This is a genomic window from Bacillus sp. lyk4-R2A-2 (assembly GCF_030209735.1).
GTDB lineage: Bacteria > Bacillota > Bacilli > Bacillales > Bacillaceae > Bacillus > Bacillus pumilus.
On record NZ_JARVRK010000012.1, the window covers coordinates 16,837 to 33,495 of the forward strand.

Annotated in this window: 13 protein-coding genes and 1 other annotated feature (1 of these 14 only partly in view); of the genes, 7 read left to right on the top strand and 6 right to left on the bottom strand. The window is 40.9% G+C overall.

Annotation, left to right across the window (positions count from 1 at the left end):
- Positions 1-69 precede the first annotated feature (69 nt).
- Both QRN39_RS17295 and QRN39_RS17300 read left to right on the top strand, forming a co-directional pair.
- Positions 70-438 carry a septal ring lytic transglycosylase RlpA family protein gene (locus QRN39_RS17295; protein WP_044141453.1) on the top strand — a complete coding sequence of 123 codons (369 nt, stop codon included), beginning with the start codon at positions 70-72 and terminating at the stop codon, positions 436-438.
- A gap of 73 nt (positions 439-511) precedes the next feature.
- Entirely contained in the window at positions 512-1,561 is a 1,050-nt protein-coding gene (locus QRN39_RS17300; protein ID WP_284907742.1) for a hypothetical protein, read from the top strand.
- Between the two features lie 216 nt (positions 1,562-1,777).
- On the opposite strand, the gene QRN39_RS17305 is transcribed toward QRN39_RS17300, so the two are convergent.
- The 3 genes from QRN39_RS17305 to gabP all read right to left on the bottom strand — a co-directional run bounded on the left by QRN39_RS17305 (position 1,778) and on the right by gabP (position 5,456).
- Entirely contained in the window at positions 1,778-2,152 is a 375-nt protein-coding gene (locus QRN39_RS17305; protein WP_284907743.1) for a carboxymuconolactone decarboxylase family protein, read from the bottom strand.
- A 285-nt stretch (positions 2,153-2,437) separates the two neighbouring features.
- Positions 2,438-3,970 carry a multicopper oxidase family protein gene (locus QRN39_RS17310; RefSeq protein WP_284907744.1) on the bottom strand — a complete coding sequence of 511 codons (1,533 nt, stop codon included), beginning with the start codon at positions 3,968-3,970 and terminating at the stop codon, positions 2,438-2,440.
- 97 nt (positions 3,971-4,067) lie between these two features.
- Positions 4,068-5,456, bottom strand: a complete 1,389-nt coding sequence (gene gabP / locus QRN39_RS17315; protein ID WP_137055467.1) for a GABA permease — start codon at positions 5,454-5,456, stop codon at positions 4,068-4,070.
- Positions 5,457-5,938: 482 nt separating this feature from the next.
- On the opposite strand from gabP, the gene QRN39_RS17320 reads away from it, so the two are divergent.
- The 5 genes from QRN39_RS17320 (at position 5,939) to guaA (ending at position 13,032) form a co-directional block, all read left to right on the top strand.
- Positions 5,939-6,838, top strand: coding sequence for a cation diffusion facilitator family transporter (locus QRN39_RS17320; RefSeq protein ID WP_003214299.1), 900 nt, complete (start codon positions 5,939-5,941; stop codon positions 6,836-6,838).
- 103 nt (positions 6,839-6,941) lie between these two features.
- Positions 6,942-7,904: an AAA family ATPase gene (locus tag QRN39_RS17325; RefSeq protein WP_268458121.1), complete on the top strand. Its 963-nt coding sequence runs from the start codon at positions 6,942-6,944 to the stop codon at positions 7,902-7,904.
- 101 nt (positions 7,905-8,005) lie between these two features.
- Entirely contained in the window at positions 8,006-9,091 is a 1,086-nt protein-coding gene (locus tag QRN39_RS17330; protein WP_284907745.1) for a DUF58 domain-containing protein, read from the top strand.
- 9 nt (positions 9,092-9,100) lie between these two features.
- Positions 9,101-11,305, top strand: coding sequence for a transglutaminase TgpA family protein (locus QRN39_RS17335; protein ID WP_284907746.1), 2,205 nt, complete (start codon positions 9,101-9,103; stop codon positions 11,303-11,305).
- Positions 11,306-11,490: 185 nt separating this feature from the next.
- A complete protein-coding gene (gene guaA, locus QRN39_RS17340) occupies positions 11,491-13,032 on the top strand; it encodes a glutamine-hydrolyzing GMP synthase (protein WP_284907747.1) in 1,542 nt (513 codons plus the stop codon).
- A 79-nt stretch (positions 13,033-13,111) separates the two neighbouring features.
- Here the strand turns inward: guaA and QRN39_RS17345 are convergent, their stop codons facing one another.
- Genes QRN39_RS17345 through QRN39_RS17355 form a run of 3 tightly spaced genes read right to left on the bottom strand, consistent with a single transcriptional unit; the run spans position 13,112 to position 16,357 of the window.
- Positions 13,112-13,597: a YbaK/EbsC family protein gene (locus QRN39_RS17345; protein WP_284907748.1), complete on the bottom strand. Its 486-nt coding sequence runs from the start codon at positions 13,595-13,597 to the stop codon at positions 13,112-13,114.
- A gap of 18 nt (positions 13,598-13,615) precedes the next feature.
- Positions 13,616-14,695, bottom strand: coding sequence for a helix-turn-helix domain-containing protein (locus QRN39_RS17350; protein WP_284907749.1), 1,080 nt, complete (start codon positions 14,693-14,695; stop codon positions 13,616-13,618).
- Complete coding sequence (locus QRN39_RS17355; RefSeq protein WP_284907751.1) at positions 14,696-16,357, bottom strand: 2-isopropylmalate synthase; 1,662 nt, start codon at positions 16,355-16,357, stop codon at positions 14,696-14,698. It abuts the gene before it with no gap.
- 56 nt (positions 16,358-16,413) lie between these two features.
- Positions 16,414-16,659: a binding site (T-box leader), on the bottom strand (it continues 20 nt past the right edge of the window).

Below are 16,659 nucleotides of genomic sequence, written 5' to 3' on the forward strand. Positions count from 1 at the left end.
TGACTGTAAAATAACTGGGGGCATCTTCATGTATAATAAGTGCAGAAACCAAATACGGAGGATTTTTTAATGAATAAAAAGCTTATCGCGACAATCGTAACAGTAGCTAGTTTATTTTTGGCGTTTAGTTTCTCACATGGAGCAAGTGCAAAAAAAGTAAGCGGCAATATTACTTGGTATAATGGTGTCGGTAAAAAAGGCGCAGATGGAAAAAAACTCGGTCATTGGGATGCAGCAACTAAAATGGGATTTGACGTACCAAAAAAAGGTACAAAACTAAGAGTGACAACAAAAGCGAAACCACATAAAGTGATTACAGTATATAAATATGATGTAGGTAGAATGCCAAACGCTGTATTAGACGTCAGCCCAAAAGCATTCAAAGCACTAGGGTTTAAAACAAGTAAAGGTGTCGTAAAAGGACATTACACTTATTAATACATAGGCATGCAAAGAAGCGGGAAAAGTTCATTTTCTGGCTTCTTTTCTTGTAGAGAGGGTCTGAAAGGCAATGAAAAAATCAACATGGTGGATCATCACGGTCATCGGAGTCGCAGTGATTGCGGCCATCATTTTCTTTATGATGAAGCCGGGGCAAGAGCCGAAGCATGCGGTAAAAGTGAAAACAAATCAGGATGCAAAAGACGAATTACTCGTTTCATTTACAGATCAACAGTTAAACAATACGTATTACTTGCATGACCGGGCACTTCATACGGAGAAACTGACAGCCTATCCTTCGATTGCTTATGATTCTACGAAACAGCTTTTATATTACACGTATACGGATGAAGACACGCAAAAAGTGAGTATTCGAGAACTGAATGTAAAAACGGATGAAGAAAAAACGCTATTTACGAGTGAAGATTCCATCGACAGTATGAGGCTGTCTGGAGACGGGAAACAGTTATATCTTAGGTATAATAAGGATTCTGGGGAACAATTTTATGTCGCTATGTTTGATGTAAAGACACACAAAGTGAAGGTATTATATCCAGAAAAAAGCAAGGATGACACGGTAAGTTCTTTTGCATATGATCCTGCGTCAAACCTTCTGGCAATCCAGCATTATTCCTTAAAAGAAGATTACAAGAAAACCGATGAAGCGAATGAAAAGGGAAGAGACCCTGAACCAACGACCATGAAGATCACCCTTCAAACAGGCGTGAAGGGGAAGCGAATTGCACGTATCTCGCAAACGATCAATGATATTTCATTTTCACCAGATCATAAGACATTGATTTATACAGAAGTGAAGGTGCGAAACGAAAAAGAAGTAGCCTCTATTAAAATGCTTGATGTAGAAACAGGAAAACAGGCGACACTCGTTAAGAACAGTGAGGATGTGCATATTTTAAGTGCCGCACAGCCGCAATTTTCTACGGATGGGTCTTCTATTTATTTCTTAGGTGTTGCTAAAAACGCAAAGGAATTAAAGGATGACACCGGTCGAAAAGCAAAGGTAAGAACGATATTTGAATACAATATCAAGAAGAAAACAGTGGAAGCCGTTTGGGAGAAGGATGGCGGGATTGTTAACAATTTCACTGTCAATCGATAAAAGGTACGTTCAGTTATTTTTATATAACTGGACGTTTTTTTATTTTGCCATTTGACATGTTGCAGAAATTAAGGAATTTATGTAAGGAAAATCAGTTTTTAAGGTGGGAAACGTGTGGTATTTTCATATTTTGCTTAAGTGACAGAGGAAAGGAAAGAGAGTAATATGAGTGGACATAAAAAAACGAGAGGACAGATGCTTCTCGTTTTCTCTGATTTATTTGGTGTTATTGTCTAATAAGTTTTGAAAGATAAACAGGGCATTAATGGAGTGAGGGAATCCAGCAACCTTTGTACAGTGCTTAATAATCTCCATAATTACTATGACAGAAAGTCCGATATGTAATGCTTGTTCAAAATGAGTCTTTAATTCTTCATCACAATCGCCTTTTGTAATGAGGGCAGATAATGTACTGATGGCCTTTTGTTTTTCATCTAAAATGAAGTGGTTGAATTCTTTTTGTTCACCGAGTTCAATTGTTAGCTGTTCAATATTTGATCGAATGCTCTCGTTTTTTTGAATTGAAAGCTTCTCTATGTTACCTGCCGTTGTTTCTTGTGTGATCTGGCAAGTCTCTTTTTCTTCATTCAAATTGAACTCCTCCGTTTTTTATCGCAATTTTCCATTTGTTCGTTCAGTGTGGCAAATGTGCCTTTTGATAGATGCAATGGGTATATAGTAGTATTATCGGTTTGCTTCGTCAATTTTTTAAGTGTTGAATGTACAAATAAATGCCATTTCAAGTCATGCATTGTTTTATTTTAGAATGATTCAATGAAAAGGAAGGAAAGGGCTAATATATCGCTGTCTGTTAGCCCTTCGCAATGATGTAGTCAATATATGTGTTTACGCATGTGACGGGAGATCGGTTTCATGTTACTTAATAATATCCATCGGCCGCATCATGTCATAATCCTCGTGCTCTAATATATGACAATGCCACACATACCTGCCGCTGTATGGAACAAAGCGAGCGATGATCCGAATGACTTCACCGGCATGCGCTTGAATGGTGTCCTTGTAGCCTTGTTCATGTAAGGGAGGTGCTTCGTTTGATCCTGTATACACAATGTCCCCTGTCGATTGATAGACCTCTGTATCAAATGGTCTTCTGTCTATCACTCTGAATTGAACAAGGTGTAAATGAATAGGATGAGTGACCCTTGTTGGATTGACAATAGACCAAACCTCCACACTTCCAAGACGAGGATTTTCCGTGACAGGGTCATTCCAAAATTGGTTATCTAGCAATAAAATGGGGCGGCCGTATTTATCCTGTGTGCCGCTAAGTGTGAGCGTACGCTCTTTATCAGCTCGACTAGGACGAAGCGGTGGAAGCGGTTTGAAAATAGGCCGTAATGTTTTAGGTGCTCTCCCTTTTAGCGGACGTGTGACTTTAAATTGCATGATGTTCGCATCTGTTTCAGGATTCACTTCCTGTCCGCAGCCGGCTTTATTTTTAAGGATGATCGTTTTGTTTTCATAAGCTGAAAAATCGATGATGACATCAAATCGCTCAGCAGGAGCAATGCTAAAGGATTGATGGTGAACAGGTCTTGGTAAAAAGCCGCCATCAGATCCAATTTGCAAAATCGTCGCATCGTTGTCTAGATGCAGCTCGTAAGTTCTTGTATTGGACGCATTTAAAATACGAAAACGGTATTTTCGCGGCTCTACTTCTAAATACGGCCATACTTTTCCATTGACCAAAATGGTTTCTCCGCAAAAGAAGGGCACGATAGACGGATCTGGTATGTCACTGTCTTCTGGCGTGTTGTTTGGTCTGCTTGGATAAAACAGCGCGCCATCCTCCTGAAACGTACGGTCCATGATCATTAGCGGAATATCATACTCACCCTTCGGTAATTCTAGCGATTTTTCAAACGCATCTGAAATCAAATAAAATCCAGCTAATCCGGCGTACACATTTAATCGTGTCAATGCCATCGCATGATCGTGATACCACAATGTGCAGGCTTGCTGATGATTTGGGTATTCGTACACCTCTCGTTCAAAGAAGGGGCCGGTTGCTTCAAAGTCTCGTGAAAACCAAGCCTCTGGATAGCCGTCACTGCTTGCTGGTGTGACGCCGCCATGTAAATGAACGACGGTTTTGACTTCTGGTTCATCACGATGGCCTTCGTGAATGGTGTGATCGACCGGTAGAAAATGCTTAAGTGGCAATTTGTTCATCCATTTCACTTTGACTTTTTCATTTCGATTCGCATGAATGGTTGGACCAGGCAAACTGCCATTATAGGTCCATAGCTTGGTTGGGGGCAGGTCTCTATGAACTTTTAGAAATACCTCCTCCATAGCGATTTCATAATACGTTTGTCTTGGGTTCTTTTTGACGGGCTTCGCAACTTCTGGAATTGGCAGCTCGTCAACAAATTTTTCTAGGTTCATGTTATCTAATCCTCACTTAAAATCCAATTTGATACAGTATAAGTGCGGACATCAAAATAGGTGAATAAAATAAAAAACCCGCTTTTCAGCGGGAGCATTACGGATGTTTATTTTCAAGCGCTGCATTTGCAGGCACTTTTTTATTCGGTTTAAAGAAGAAATAAGCGGCAAGCACACCGAAGGTAATGATACTCGTCAAAATGAGCTGCGGTCTCATTGATTCGATAAACAGCATTGATGCCAAGATGGCGCAAATGACCAAAATGGTAAAATACGTGAGGTATGGGAACAGCCACATTTTGATTTTGAGCTGTTCTGGATTTTCTTTTTCGATTTTACGGCGCATTCTTAATTGTGAAACAGCAATGACCAAGTAGACAAGAAGGGCAATCGCGCCGGATGCGTTGACTAAGAACAAAAAGATGGTTTCAGGATAAAAGTAGTTCATCATCACGGCAATGTAGGAAAAGAAGGTGCCTGCGACTGTAGCCGCTACAGGAACACCACGTTTGCTGATTTTCATAAAGCGTTTCGGTGCTTCGCCTCTTTCTGCCAATGAATAAAGCATTCTGGACGTTGTGTACAACCCAGAGTTTAAGCAAGATAGAACAGCTGTTAAAACAATGACGTTCATCACTTGAGCAGCTGATGGGACACCGATGTATTCTAATACCGCAACGAACGGGCTTGTTAAAATACTCGCTGAATTCCATGGAAGCAAGGTCACAACGACAGCGATGGAACCGACGTAGAACACGATGATACGCCATACAACAGAGCGGGTAGCTGTTGTCACAGACTTGACGGGGTCTGCTGATTCTCCGGCCGCTATTGCCACAATCTCGGTTCCCATGAAGGAAAAGATGACGACGACAATTCCGAGTAAAACAGAGCTGAATCCATTTGGAAGGAAACCGCCGTTCCCCGTTAAATTGGCAAGACCTACAGTATGATGACCACCAAAACCAAAGATAAATGCAAAACCGATGAGTAGAAAGAGAATAATGCTGACGACTTTTATTAATGAGAACCAATATTCAAATTCGCCAAAAGATTTAACAGAAAAGATATTTGTTAATGTTAAGAGGATAGTGAGGATAAGACTTGTGAGCCAAACAGGTGCATCTCCATACCAATACTGAATAATGGCAGCACCGGCAATGGCTTCGATCGCGATGACAATCACCCAGAAGAACCAATAAAGCCAGCCAATTGTAAAGCCGGCCCATGGACCGATGGCATCGCTCGCATATTGTGAGAAGGATCCGCTTGTCGGATAGGCGCATGCCATTTCTCCAAGCATTCTCATAATAAAGATTACGAGAAGTCCTGCAAAAGAATAGGAAAGAATGGATCCAGGCCCTGCAGAATGAATGACAGCGCCGCTACCAACAAATAGCCCTGCGCCAATAACCCCAGCAATGGAGATCATTGAAATATGTCTTGTTTTCAGATTTTTTTGAAGACCGTTTGTCATGTTGGACATGTCTTTACCTCCAAACATTTCTCCTTATAGAGAATTTGTTTTTAGAATATTTTAAATTTTATCATACTGAATTGTCATTCAGCATTGGACAGGTTATCAAACTGACATTTCAAACCTCTTAACATGATGTTAAAAAGTATAAAGGATTTGAGAGATTATGTTCCCTCTTTTTCCTCTGTTCATTCTTAAAAATAGCATAAGATCGGATGGGGAGAAGTTGTGTCTCAAAATAAAATTATTCTGATAATTTCTCAGAAAGAGTGATATTGCCAATATAATCATCACAGAGTGAATTGGAGAAAGGTTGATGGGAGTAGGTCTTGAGGTCAATTGACCTTATAAAAATAAGTTTACTTAGGTCAACACATTTCTATGTATCCTATTTTGCTGACACAAGCGAATCATGTTGCTGTAGACCCACACGGGCTTTGCTTTGTAAGATAAATAATAGAAAAGTGATGTGTGAGGAGGCGCGGTTCGACATGGAGCGCTATAACGAATTAAGACAAGGTGAAACAGGTGCTTGGGTCAGTATCATTGCCTATGTGATCTTATCTGCGGTGAAACTTCTGATTGGGTATACGTTTCATTCAGAGGCTCTTTCGGCAGATGGATTGAATAATACGACGGATATTATTGCATCCCTTGCAGTGTTGATTGGATTGCGTATTTCTCAAAAGCCGCCTGATGAAGATCATCCATACGGTCATTTTAGAGCAGAGAATATTGCGTCTCTTGTGGCGTCCTTTATTATGATGCTTGTTGGACTTCAGGTTCTGCTGAGTGCAGGCCAGTCGCTCTTCTCATCTAAGCATCAAACGCCTGATATGATCGCAGCTTGGACGGCAGCAGGAAGTGCTGTGGTGATGTATGGTGTGTATATTTACAACCGCAATCTGTCCAAACGGATCAATAGCCAAGCTCTTCATGCAGCAGCAGCTGATAATAAATCAGATGCGTATGTGAGTATCGGAACATTTGTAGGGATTATCGCCTCTCAGTTTCAACTGGCATGGATTGATACGCTTGCAGCGTTTGTGATTGGGCTCATTATTTGTAAAACGGCGTGGGAGATTTTCAGAGATGCCTCTCATTCGTTAACGGACGGTTTTCATATAAAAGATATGTCCAAATATAAAGAGACCATTGAAGCAACACCTGGGGTGGGCGATTTGAAAGATATTAAGGCACGGTATCTCGGAAGTACGGTCCATGTGGATGTAGTAGTGGAGGTCGAGCCGCACTTGAACATTGCAGAAAGCCATGATATTGCAGATGAGATCGAACGTAGAATGAAGAAGGAACATGATATTTTACACTCTCATGTTCATATGGAGCCAGCAGGTGAGCCAAAAGAAGAGAAGAAGTCTTATCCATCGTGAGAAGGCTTCTTTTTTTCTACGTGTTGATGTTTTATGCTATTGCACGTTGTATGGTAAAGTTAGACTATATGAAATTTAACGGAAACGTGATAGGAGGATCAGGATGGCATTTGATGAACCGATGCATTCAGATTTACAAAAAATCGTAGATAACATCAATAAAGTCATGGTTGGGAAGAAAGACATTGCGATATTAAGCCTTGTTGCGATTTTGGCGAAGGGGCATGTGCTGCTAGAGGATGTGCCTGGTGTTGGGAAGACGATGATGGTTCGTGCTTTGGCAAAATCCATTGGCTGTGAGTTTAAGCGAATCCAATTTACTCCTGACCTTTTGCCTTCAGATGTAACAGGCGTGTCGATTTATAATAAAAAGACAAATGAATTTGAATTTAGACAAGGACCGATTATGGGGCAGATTATTTTGGCTGATGAGATCAACCGGACCTCTCCCAAAACACAGTCGGCATTGCTCGAAGCGATGGAGGAAGGAAGTGTTACAGTGGACGGAGAAACAATGCTGCTTGCTGATCCTTTTTTCGTCATGGCTACGCAGAATCCAGTTGAATATGAAGGGACTTATCCACTGCCAGAGGCACAAATGGACCGGTTTTTATTCAAGCTGAAAATGGGGTATCCGACCATGCTGGAGGAGCTGGAGGTACTCAACTTGCAGGAAAAGCAGTCCCCGATTGATACGCTCCAAGCAGTCATGACCAAGGATCATATCCATGCGTTGCAGCAAGCGGTTCAGACTATTCATGTGGATGTATCCATTAAAGAATATATTGTTGAAATTGCACAAGCGACGCGGCAGCATCCATCTGTTTATTTAGGTGTGAGTCCAAGGGGATCGATCGCCCTCATGAAAGCGGCTCAGGCGTATGCACTATTGAACAGGCGAGATTATGTAATTCCTGATGATGTACAGTATTTGGCGTCTTATACATTGCCGCATCGAATGATTTTGACTTCAGAAGCGACGTATGAAGGGAAGAAGGCGGAGACACTGCTGCGACAAATGCTTGAGCAAATTGGCGTGCCAGTTCAAAAGTCGATGACTCAATGAAATTAGGTCATCGTTTCGCTTTTTCATTATGGTTACGGGTGATGATGCTTATCATCCTCACTGCGGCAGTCTTTTGTTATGCCATGTTTCAGGGAGGGTTTGTGAGCTGGTTCCTTTTTTATGCATTTTTACCATATACTTTGTATGCTTTGCTGTTTGCGCTCGTTCCGCTGAGAGTGACAGCGAAAAGGACTTTACAACAAACCCGCTTGAAGGCGGGAGACGTGCTGCCTGTTGACCTTGAAATTAAGCGGACAAATCTATTTCCATACGTTTACGTCTTGATTGAGGATGATCCGCCGGACACCTTTCGTTTACAGGAACAAATTGAAATGAAGCAAATGCTGTTTCCTTGGTTTCGGAAAACGTGGCGTTTTTCCTATCAATTGAATGATGTCATGCGCGGAGAACATCATTTGTCAGCAGTTCGAATCAAAACGGGTGATATGTTTGGTTTTGTGGAGAAAGAAGTCATCATTCCGTTAGAAAAAAAGCTGCTTGTTTATCCGAAAATGCTCGATCTTCAGGTGGAGTCTGCTGAGTCATTGAATGAAAATGGAGGCAAAGCGGTTCACTCGTGGTTAAATGAACCGACCCATGTGACAACAGGCGTAAGGGAATATCAGCAAGGCGACCGTTTTGCTTGGGTGGACTGGAAGACGACGGCTAGAAGGGGTCAGCTGATGACGAAGGAATTTGAACAGAATCAAACAAAGGATCTTGTCGTGTTTGCTGATTTTACCGATGAAGCAGTTTTTGAGACCGTCGTGTCTATTGTAGCATCTGTCCTACAATCGGCAGTGAAAAAAGGGGTGCCGTTAGGTCTTGTACCTCTAGGAGATCAGCATGCCTTTCGAGTGGATCAAGGAGAACTTCATTTAGAGGACATGCTTTATTATTTAACAAGAGTGCAGCATCACCCTTCTCGCGTACAAGAGTATAAGGCGTTAGCAGCGAGTGAGTATCAGCATTCTGGAAAATATGTCATCACGGGTCAGCTGCAGGAGGAGCTTGCTGCGAGTCTCTTTGGAAATCGAAACAGAAAGAACATCACTGTTCTTTTAGTGAAGAGAGCCGTGGATCGATTCACGACAAAAGAAAAACAGCTTGTAGACCGGCTTAGGGCATCTGGAATACGCACGACCGTTTTATTTGAAGACCGGCTGTACGAAAGAACTGTGAGGTGACAAACATTTATGCTGCATACGCATCAGCGGCAAAGCCGTTTTGAGTTGTTCATCTATTATGCTGTAGCATTTCTGCTGCTTTGGGAGTGGCTTCGACCGCTTCAAGATTTTACAGAGACGAGTCATACGTCTTATTTCATCATTTTTATAGGGCTTACATGTTTGTTTACATTCTTTCGTTTGAAATGGTATGTGACGTTTCCTATTTGTACTGGCTTGATTCTACTCGCCTTATATTTGATCTTTTATCAAGCAGAGCCAAGCTATCCGGCTGCATTATTAGGTGATATTAAAGATAATATCACCTTGATGAGCACAGGCATGTGGAGTGACATGTACCCCTCCTTCCGCACATTATTGTTTTATATTTTGTTATGGCTGCTTGTCTACTTGCTTCATTATTGGGTGGTCTATCAGCAGCGTATCTTTTTCTTTTTACTCATGACGATTGTGTATGTCACCATTCTGGATACGTTTACGCCATATGATGCAACCTTTGCGATCGTTCGTATTATGGTGTTTGGTTTTTGTTTGCTTGGGTTGCTGTATTTCGATCGACTGCGTTCGGCTGAAGGCATTCGGGTGACGCAGAAGGCGCGCCTAAAGTGGTTTTTGCCCATGCTGGCGCTCGTTCTTCTGTCAGCGACACTTGGCGCTTCTTTACCAAAGTCTGATCCGAAATGGCCTGATCCTGTCCCATTTTTTAAGGCGATGACGAATCAAGATGGCTCTGCCGGACAGAATAAGGTGGGATATAGTACAGATGATTCGTCGCTTGGCGGACCGTTTAGTGAGGACCGCACACCGGTCTTTAAATGGAGCGGAAAAGAGCCGTCTTACTTTCGTGTTGAAACAAAAAGTATCTATACCGGAAAGGGCTGGGAGGATGCCTCAAATGATACGAAACCTACGCGGCTAAAAGAGGACAGTGTGCCGAATCGCTGGTTTACCGAGCGTGTAAAAACAGAGGAGCACGAAACGAGAGTCGATATGGAATCGAATTATCGTTTTAATCATGCCGTCTATCCGATTGGGACGATCATGCTGATGCCAATGGATAACATTCCACTGCAAATAATGGGTAAAACGGAGAAAATCGTCCCATCCATTCAAAATCCGCCGAAAAATTTAGGGAACTACCAAGTCACCTTTTTGTCTCCTACATTTATCCTTGAGGATTTGCAGAGCATCAAAGTACCGACAAAGAAGCAGGTCAATCAGCAGGTTGGCCGTGAATACTTACAGCTTCCTTCCTCATTGCCAGAGCGAGTGAAAACATTGGCAAACAGCTTAACGGAAACGAAGGATAATATGTACGATAAGGCTAAAGCGATTGAGGACTACTTAGGGTCAGCGAAGTTTTCATATGAAACGCAAAATGTCGCTGTGCCTAGTCGTAATGAAGATTATGTGGATCAATTTTTGTTTGATACGATGATCGGCTACTGTGATAATTTTTCAACCTCTATGATTGTGATGCTCCGTTCGATCGGGATTCCGGCGAGATGGGTGAAAGGGTACACGTCAGGTCAATTATATGAAACACAGATGGATGGAAACAATGTGTATGAAGTAACCAATAACAATGCGCATTCATGGGTAGAGGTGTATTTTCCAAATAGAGGCTGGGTGACCTTCGAACCGACAAAAGGGTTTACGAACCCACAGACCTTTACAAATGAATCGGTTTCAAGTGATCAAACAGATGATGATCAAAAGGAAGAAGATCAGTCTAGCTCTGATGCAAGCGAAGATCAGCAGGCAGAACAGCCACAGCAGCAGGAGACAGAGCGACCGGCAGAACCAAAGAAACAAACAGCGCAAGCGAAGCCTAATATGGTACATGTTGGTGCAATCATGGGTTTTGCGGCAGGAGCTATGATCCTTCTAGGCTTGATAAGCTGGCTGCTTTATCGATTCAGAGCAAGATGGCTGCCATTCTTTATTGTGAGAAAGGTGAAACGTCTGCCAGAGGAGGAAGCATTCTTTTATGCGTATGCTGCTCTATTAAAGCAGCTGAAGCGCAGGGGAATTGAGAAAAAACCTGGCATGACGCTAAGAGAATTTGCTTCTTTAATCGATGACAAGGATGGAGATCATCGCATGTCAGAGCTGACGCAGCTCTATGAGCGGGCACTCTATCGACGAGAGGATGCGTCGGTGCTTTGGCGGCAATCGGCAAAGTTATGGGAAAATTTAATAAACAGGAGATAGTCTTGACCCCGTACCTTCCTGTTGTTAGAATAGGTGAATATTAAAACCTTCTAAAATACATGAAATTGAAGCGTTCGGATGTGAGTCTGGGCGCTTCAAAAGCGTGATTTACACTGAGAGCAGGTTTTCTCCTCTCATTTTTTCTGTGCGTTTATAAAAACTATATTGGACATAGAGGTGACACCATGACAAATTTAGTAAATGAAATGATTTTGGTTCTAGATTTCGGCAGTCAGTACAATCAGCTGATCACACGCCGTATTCGTGAATTTGGTGTGTACAGTGAGCTTCATCCGCACACTTTAACTGCTGAAGAAATTAAAGAAATGGCGCCTAAAGGAATCATCCTTTCTGGCGGTCCAAACAGTGTTTATGATGAAGGATCTTTCCGCTGTGATGAAAAGATTTTTGATCTAGACATTCCGGTTCTAGGCATTTGCTACGGCATGCAGCTCATGACTCACTATTTAGGCGGGAAAGTAGAAGCGGCAAGCCAGCGTGAATACGGAAAAGCAGATATCCACATTAATGGAACGCCTGCTTTATTCAAAGACCTTCCGACTGATCAAGTCGTTTGGATGAGCCATGGTGACCTTGTTGTTGAAGTACCAGAAGGCTTTACAGTTGATGCAACAAGTGCACATTGTCTAAACTCAGCGATGAGCTTAGCTGAGAAGAATTTCTATGGCGTTCAGTTCCACCCAGAGGTTCGTCACTCTGAGTACGGAAATGACCTATTGAAAAACTTTGTCTTCGGCGTGTGTGACTGCGATGGCAAATGGTCAATGGAGAACTTCATTGAAATCGAAATGCAGAAAATCCGTGAAACAGTAGGCGACAAACAAGTACTGTGCGCACTAAGCGGCGGTGTAGATTCATCTGTTGTGGCGGTATTGATCCACAAAGCAATCGGCGATCAGCTGACATGTATTTTCGTTGACCACGGTCTTCTTCGCAAAGGCGAAGCAGAAGGGGTTATGAAGACATTTAGCGAAGGTTTCAACATGAACGTGATTAAAGTAGATGCAAAAGATCGTTTCTTAAACAAGCTAAAAGGTGTGTCTGATCCTGAGCAAAAACGTAAAATCATCGGTAACGAATTCATCTATGTATTCGATGATGAATCGGACAAGCTAAAAGGAATCGACTACTTAGCACAAGGAACACTTTACACAGATATCATTGAGAGCGGAACAGCAACGGCACAAACAATCAAATCTCACCACAACGTAGGTGGTCTTCCAGAAGACATGCAGTTCGAATTGATTGAGCCTTTGAATACGCTATTCAAGGATGAAGTCCGTGCCCTAGGTTCAGAGCTGGGTATTCCTGACGACATCGTCTGGAGACAGCCATTCCCAGGTCCAGGACTAGGTATCCGTGTACTAGGTGAAATTTCTGAAGAAAAACTAGAAATCGTCCGCGAATCGGATGCGATTCTACGCGAAGAAATTGCCAACTTCGGCCTTGATCGCGACATCTGGCAATACTTCACGGTCCTCCCAGACATCCGCAGTGTAGGTGTTATGGGTGACGCAAGAACATACGACTACACAATCGGTATCCGTGCTGTTACTTCGATTGATGGGATGACGAGTGACTGGGCAAGAATCCCTTGGGATGTCCTTGAAAAGATCTCTACTCGTATCGTGAATGAAGTGAAGCATGTGAACCGCGTAGTGTATGATATTACGAGTAAGCCGCCTGCTACGATTGAGTGGGAATAGTTATAAAAGAGCTAGAAACCTTTGTGTATCAAGGGTTTTTAGCTCTTTTTTATTTTTAATTGCACTTTTTCCTTCCGTTTTAATGCGTTAATGAATCATTCCATCCCTTACACACATCAATCCATTGTGAATAACCGGAGTATTTTTCTAATTGTTTTATTGTTAGTTCAATCGCACTGTTACTGCTCCCGCAGGCTGGATAGACTGTCTCAAAACGGGTTAGTGAATTATCTAAATAAACAGAAACACCATTCTTTATAGCAAAAGGACATACTCCGCCAATTTCATGACCGACCAAGTCAACGACCTCATGAGGAGGCAGCATTTTAGCTTTTGTTTTAAAATATTCCTTGAATTTTTTGTTATCAACTTTTGCGTCGCCAGAGGTCACAACTAAAATAGCTTGTCCATTTACTAGAAAGGAGAGTGTTTTTGCGATTCTTTCAGGTTCGCAGCCCAATGCAGAAGCAGCCAAGTCTACGGTTGCACTAGATACTGAAAATTCCTGAATCCGATGATCCATATCATATTGTTTAAAATAATCTTTTACTTTCTTGATCGACATGATGATTTCTCCTTTTTATTAGTATTGATTTGAAGTTTGCTCGATTTTATTATTTAAACGATATTGATGTGGTGTTAGGTGATACTTTCTCTTAAATAAACGAATGAAATGCTCTACATTTTGATAACCAACAGCTGTCGCAATATCATCTATTTTTAAATCACTACCAGTGATCATTTCGCAGGCTTTTTCCAATCTTATTTCTTGTCGAATTTCACTAAATGATTTGCCAAGCTTACGAGCTATATATTTAGACAGATAAGATTGTGAAAGGTTAAATTCCTCTGCCATCTCCTGGATTGTTATATGCTCACAACATTGCTGAATATATTGGAGCATTTGAATAATACGTATATCACTATATTGTTTGACCTGATTTACGTTCATATGACTTGGTTTGAATCTTAATAAGAGGCATAATAATATCTCAAACAAATTATTCATAATCAATTGGTAACTAGGAAACTGATTATAATTTTCTGTAAATAGTTGAAGAGAGCAGTCTAGCAAATTTTTATCCAAGCGACTATGGAAAATAAGAATATTTTTATTTTCTTTTATATACAATGCATTCAAAAAGAACTCTGAAATGACATGATTGCCTTTTAACATTTTAAAAAACACTTTTTGAAAAGTACTTTTACGGATCATGATTTGGATTGCGATTGTATTCTCCATGACAATTGGCTTGTGTATTGTATCAGGTGGAATAAAGGCAATATCTCCTGATTTTAAAGTCATTTTTTTATCTTCCACTTCTACATACATCTCATTTTCCAGAACATAGATCATCTCAAAGAAATCATGGATAGCCGACAATGGAGGCATAAAACGGCTATACTTTCTCACTTCGATATCTTTCTCCTGACCTAACCACATGGTATCCTCTTTTTCAAATTCGTTCTGCCCTTTAAGCAAAAATTCTTCTATATATATTTGCTTATGCATGAAATTGGTTTGATCATAATCCTTCAAAAATAATTGCAATGATTGATTGTCATGCCTTTTCTGTTGGTATTGTTGATAAAAGATTTCTTGCTCGTTATATTCTCTTAAATATTGCATCGCTTCATGTTTTTCAAGTTTATCTTTTTCCATCTACATCCAAACCTCTAGTCTATTTACTGCAACCACCAGGGCCTTCACTGTTGCTTCAATAATATCTTTATCAATTCCAGCACCCCAATGCATTTTTCCTTGATATGAAATACCAATCTGTGCACAGGCTTTTGCTTGAGAATCCTTGCCCAAAGAATTCTGCTCATAGACTTCCAAAACATACTCGAGATTAAAGTAAGCTTTTAACGCATGACTGATTGCATCTAAACTTCCAGTGCCAGTTCCTTGTATTTCAATTTGTTGATGATCTCTCAGCAAAGTTAAGGTGACTTCCTGTTTCTCTCCTTTATGAAATTGATAATCAAGCACCTGGAAATGAGGGTGAAAATCAACATACTGCTTTTCAAAAACATGATATATTTCTTCGACAGACAATTCCCTATTTGTCTGATCAGATACTTTCTTCGCTGCATATCCCATGGCTTCATTCATTTGATAAGGAAGTTGAATGCCATAATTTGTTTCTAGTATATAGCCTATGCCGCCTTTTCCAGACTGGCTATTGATTCGAATCACATCCGTTTGATAATTCCTCCCCAAGTCAACTGGATCTACTGGGATATACGGAACGTCCCATTTATCAACATGATTTTCCTTTCTATATTTCATACCTTTAGATATAGCATCTTGATGTGACCCAGAGAATGCTGTGAAAACCATCTCGCCAGAATATGGCTGTCTCTCATGAACAGTAATTTTGGTTAGTTTTTCATATTTTTTACGAATCGCTTCTAGGTTATTGAAATTCAATTTTGGATTATAACCTTGTGAATACATATTCATTGCCAAGGTAATCAAGTCTACGTTCCCTGTACGTTCACCGATACCAAATAATGTACCTTCGACTCTTTCTGCGCCAGCTAGCACGCCAAATTCTGCATCACTCACCCCAGAGCCACGGTCATTATGAGGATGAACAGATAATGTCACACTGTCTCGGTAAGACAGATTTTTGTGTATATACTCAATCTGACTTGCGAAGATATGAGGCATTGAATATTCAACTGTTGTCGGAATATTGATGATCGCTTTATGATTTGGTGTCGGTTTCCAAATATCTAAAACACTCTTACAAATATCTAAAGCATAATCCACTTCTGTTCCTGGAAAGCTTTCAGGACTATATTGAAAATAAATATCGCTTTCTGTTTTTTCGGCCAGTTCTTTTACTAAAATAGCTCCATCAATTGCAATTTGTTTAATTTCATCTTTTGTTTTCTTAAATACTTGTCTGCGCTGCGCTTCTGAAGTCGAATTATATAAATGAACAATCGCTTTCGGTACCCCCTTAATGGCTTCGAAGGTTCGGCGGATAATATGCTCTCTCGCTTGCGTGATCACCATAATCGTTACATCGTCTGGAATCATATGATGATCAATCAGTGTCCGTAATAGCCTAAACTCCGTATCGGAAGCAGCTGGAAATGCGATTTCAATTTCTTTAAAACCTATCTCTACTAGTAACTGAAACATTTCCAATTTCTCTTCTAAGTTCATAGGAATAGGTAATGCTTGATTTCCATCCCGTAAGTCCACGCTGCACCATATCGGAGCACTTTCTAATGTTTCGTTCTTGACCCAATCATAGGTAAGGTTCGGTGGCAAAAAGTATTTCTTTTCATATTTTTTGTGGTTAAACATTATCAATTCCTCCTGTAATTGGAATATAAAAAAAGCCTATCATCTCCAAGATTTAACTTGGAGACGAAAGACTTCTTCTTACGCGGTACCACCCCTGTTTCATGATAACCATACATTATCATGCCCTTATTCGGATACAGATTGTTTTATCTTATATCCTTCCCATATAACGGTGGGGTGCCGACCTTAACTACATCAATCCTTTTTCATTTCACTAAGGCTACTCTAAGGTGAGTTCCCTGCCTTTTTGTTATTGCTTCTCATCAACCAGCAACTTTCTGAAAACATTTCGGCAAGTACTA

Excerpts from the sequence above, each read along its gene's own strand:
- QRN39_RS17295 (WP_044141453.1), top strand. The coding sequence starts at position 70 with ATGAATAAAAAGCTTATCGCGACAATCGTAACAGTAGCTAGTTTATTT.
- QRN39_RS17300 (WP_284907742.1), top strand. The coding sequence starts at position 512 with ATGAAAAAATCAACATGGTGGATCATCACGGTCATCGGAGTCGCAGTG.
- QRN39_RS17310 (WP_284907744.1), bottom strand. The coding sequence starts at position 3,970 with ATGAACCTAGAAAAATTTGTTGACGAGCTGCCAATTCCAGAAGTTGCG.
- gabP (WP_137055467.1), bottom strand. The coding sequence starts at position 5,456 with ATGTCCAACATGACAAACGGTCTTCAAAAAAATCTGAAAACAAGACAT.
- QRN39_RS17320 (WP_003214299.1), top strand. The coding sequence starts at position 5,939 with ATGGAGCGCTATAACGAATTAAGACAAGGTGAAACAGGTGCTTGGGTC.
- QRN39_RS17325 (WP_268458121.1), top strand. The coding sequence starts at position 6,942 with ATGGCATTTGATGAACCGATGCATTCAGATTTACAAAAAATCGTAGAT.
- QRN39_RS17335 (WP_284907746.1), top strand. The coding sequence starts at position 9,101 with ATGCTGCATACGCATCAGCGGCAAAGCCGTTTTGAGTTGTTCATCTAT.
- guaA (WP_284907747.1), top strand. The coding sequence starts at position 11,491 with ATGACAAATTTAGTAAATGAAATGATTTTGGTTCTAGATTTCGGCAGT.
- QRN39_RS17345 (WP_284907748.1), bottom strand. The coding sequence starts at position 13,597 with ATGTCGATCAAGAAAGTAAAAGATTATTTTAAACAATATGATATGGAT.
- QRN39_RS17350 (WP_284907749.1), bottom strand. The coding sequence starts at position 14,695 with ATGGAAAAAGATAAACTTGAAAAACATGAAGCGATGCAATATTTAAGA.
- QRN39_RS17355 (WP_284907751.1), bottom strand. The coding sequence starts at position 16,357 with ATGTTTAACCACAAAAAATATGAAAAGAAATACTTTTTGCCACCGAAC.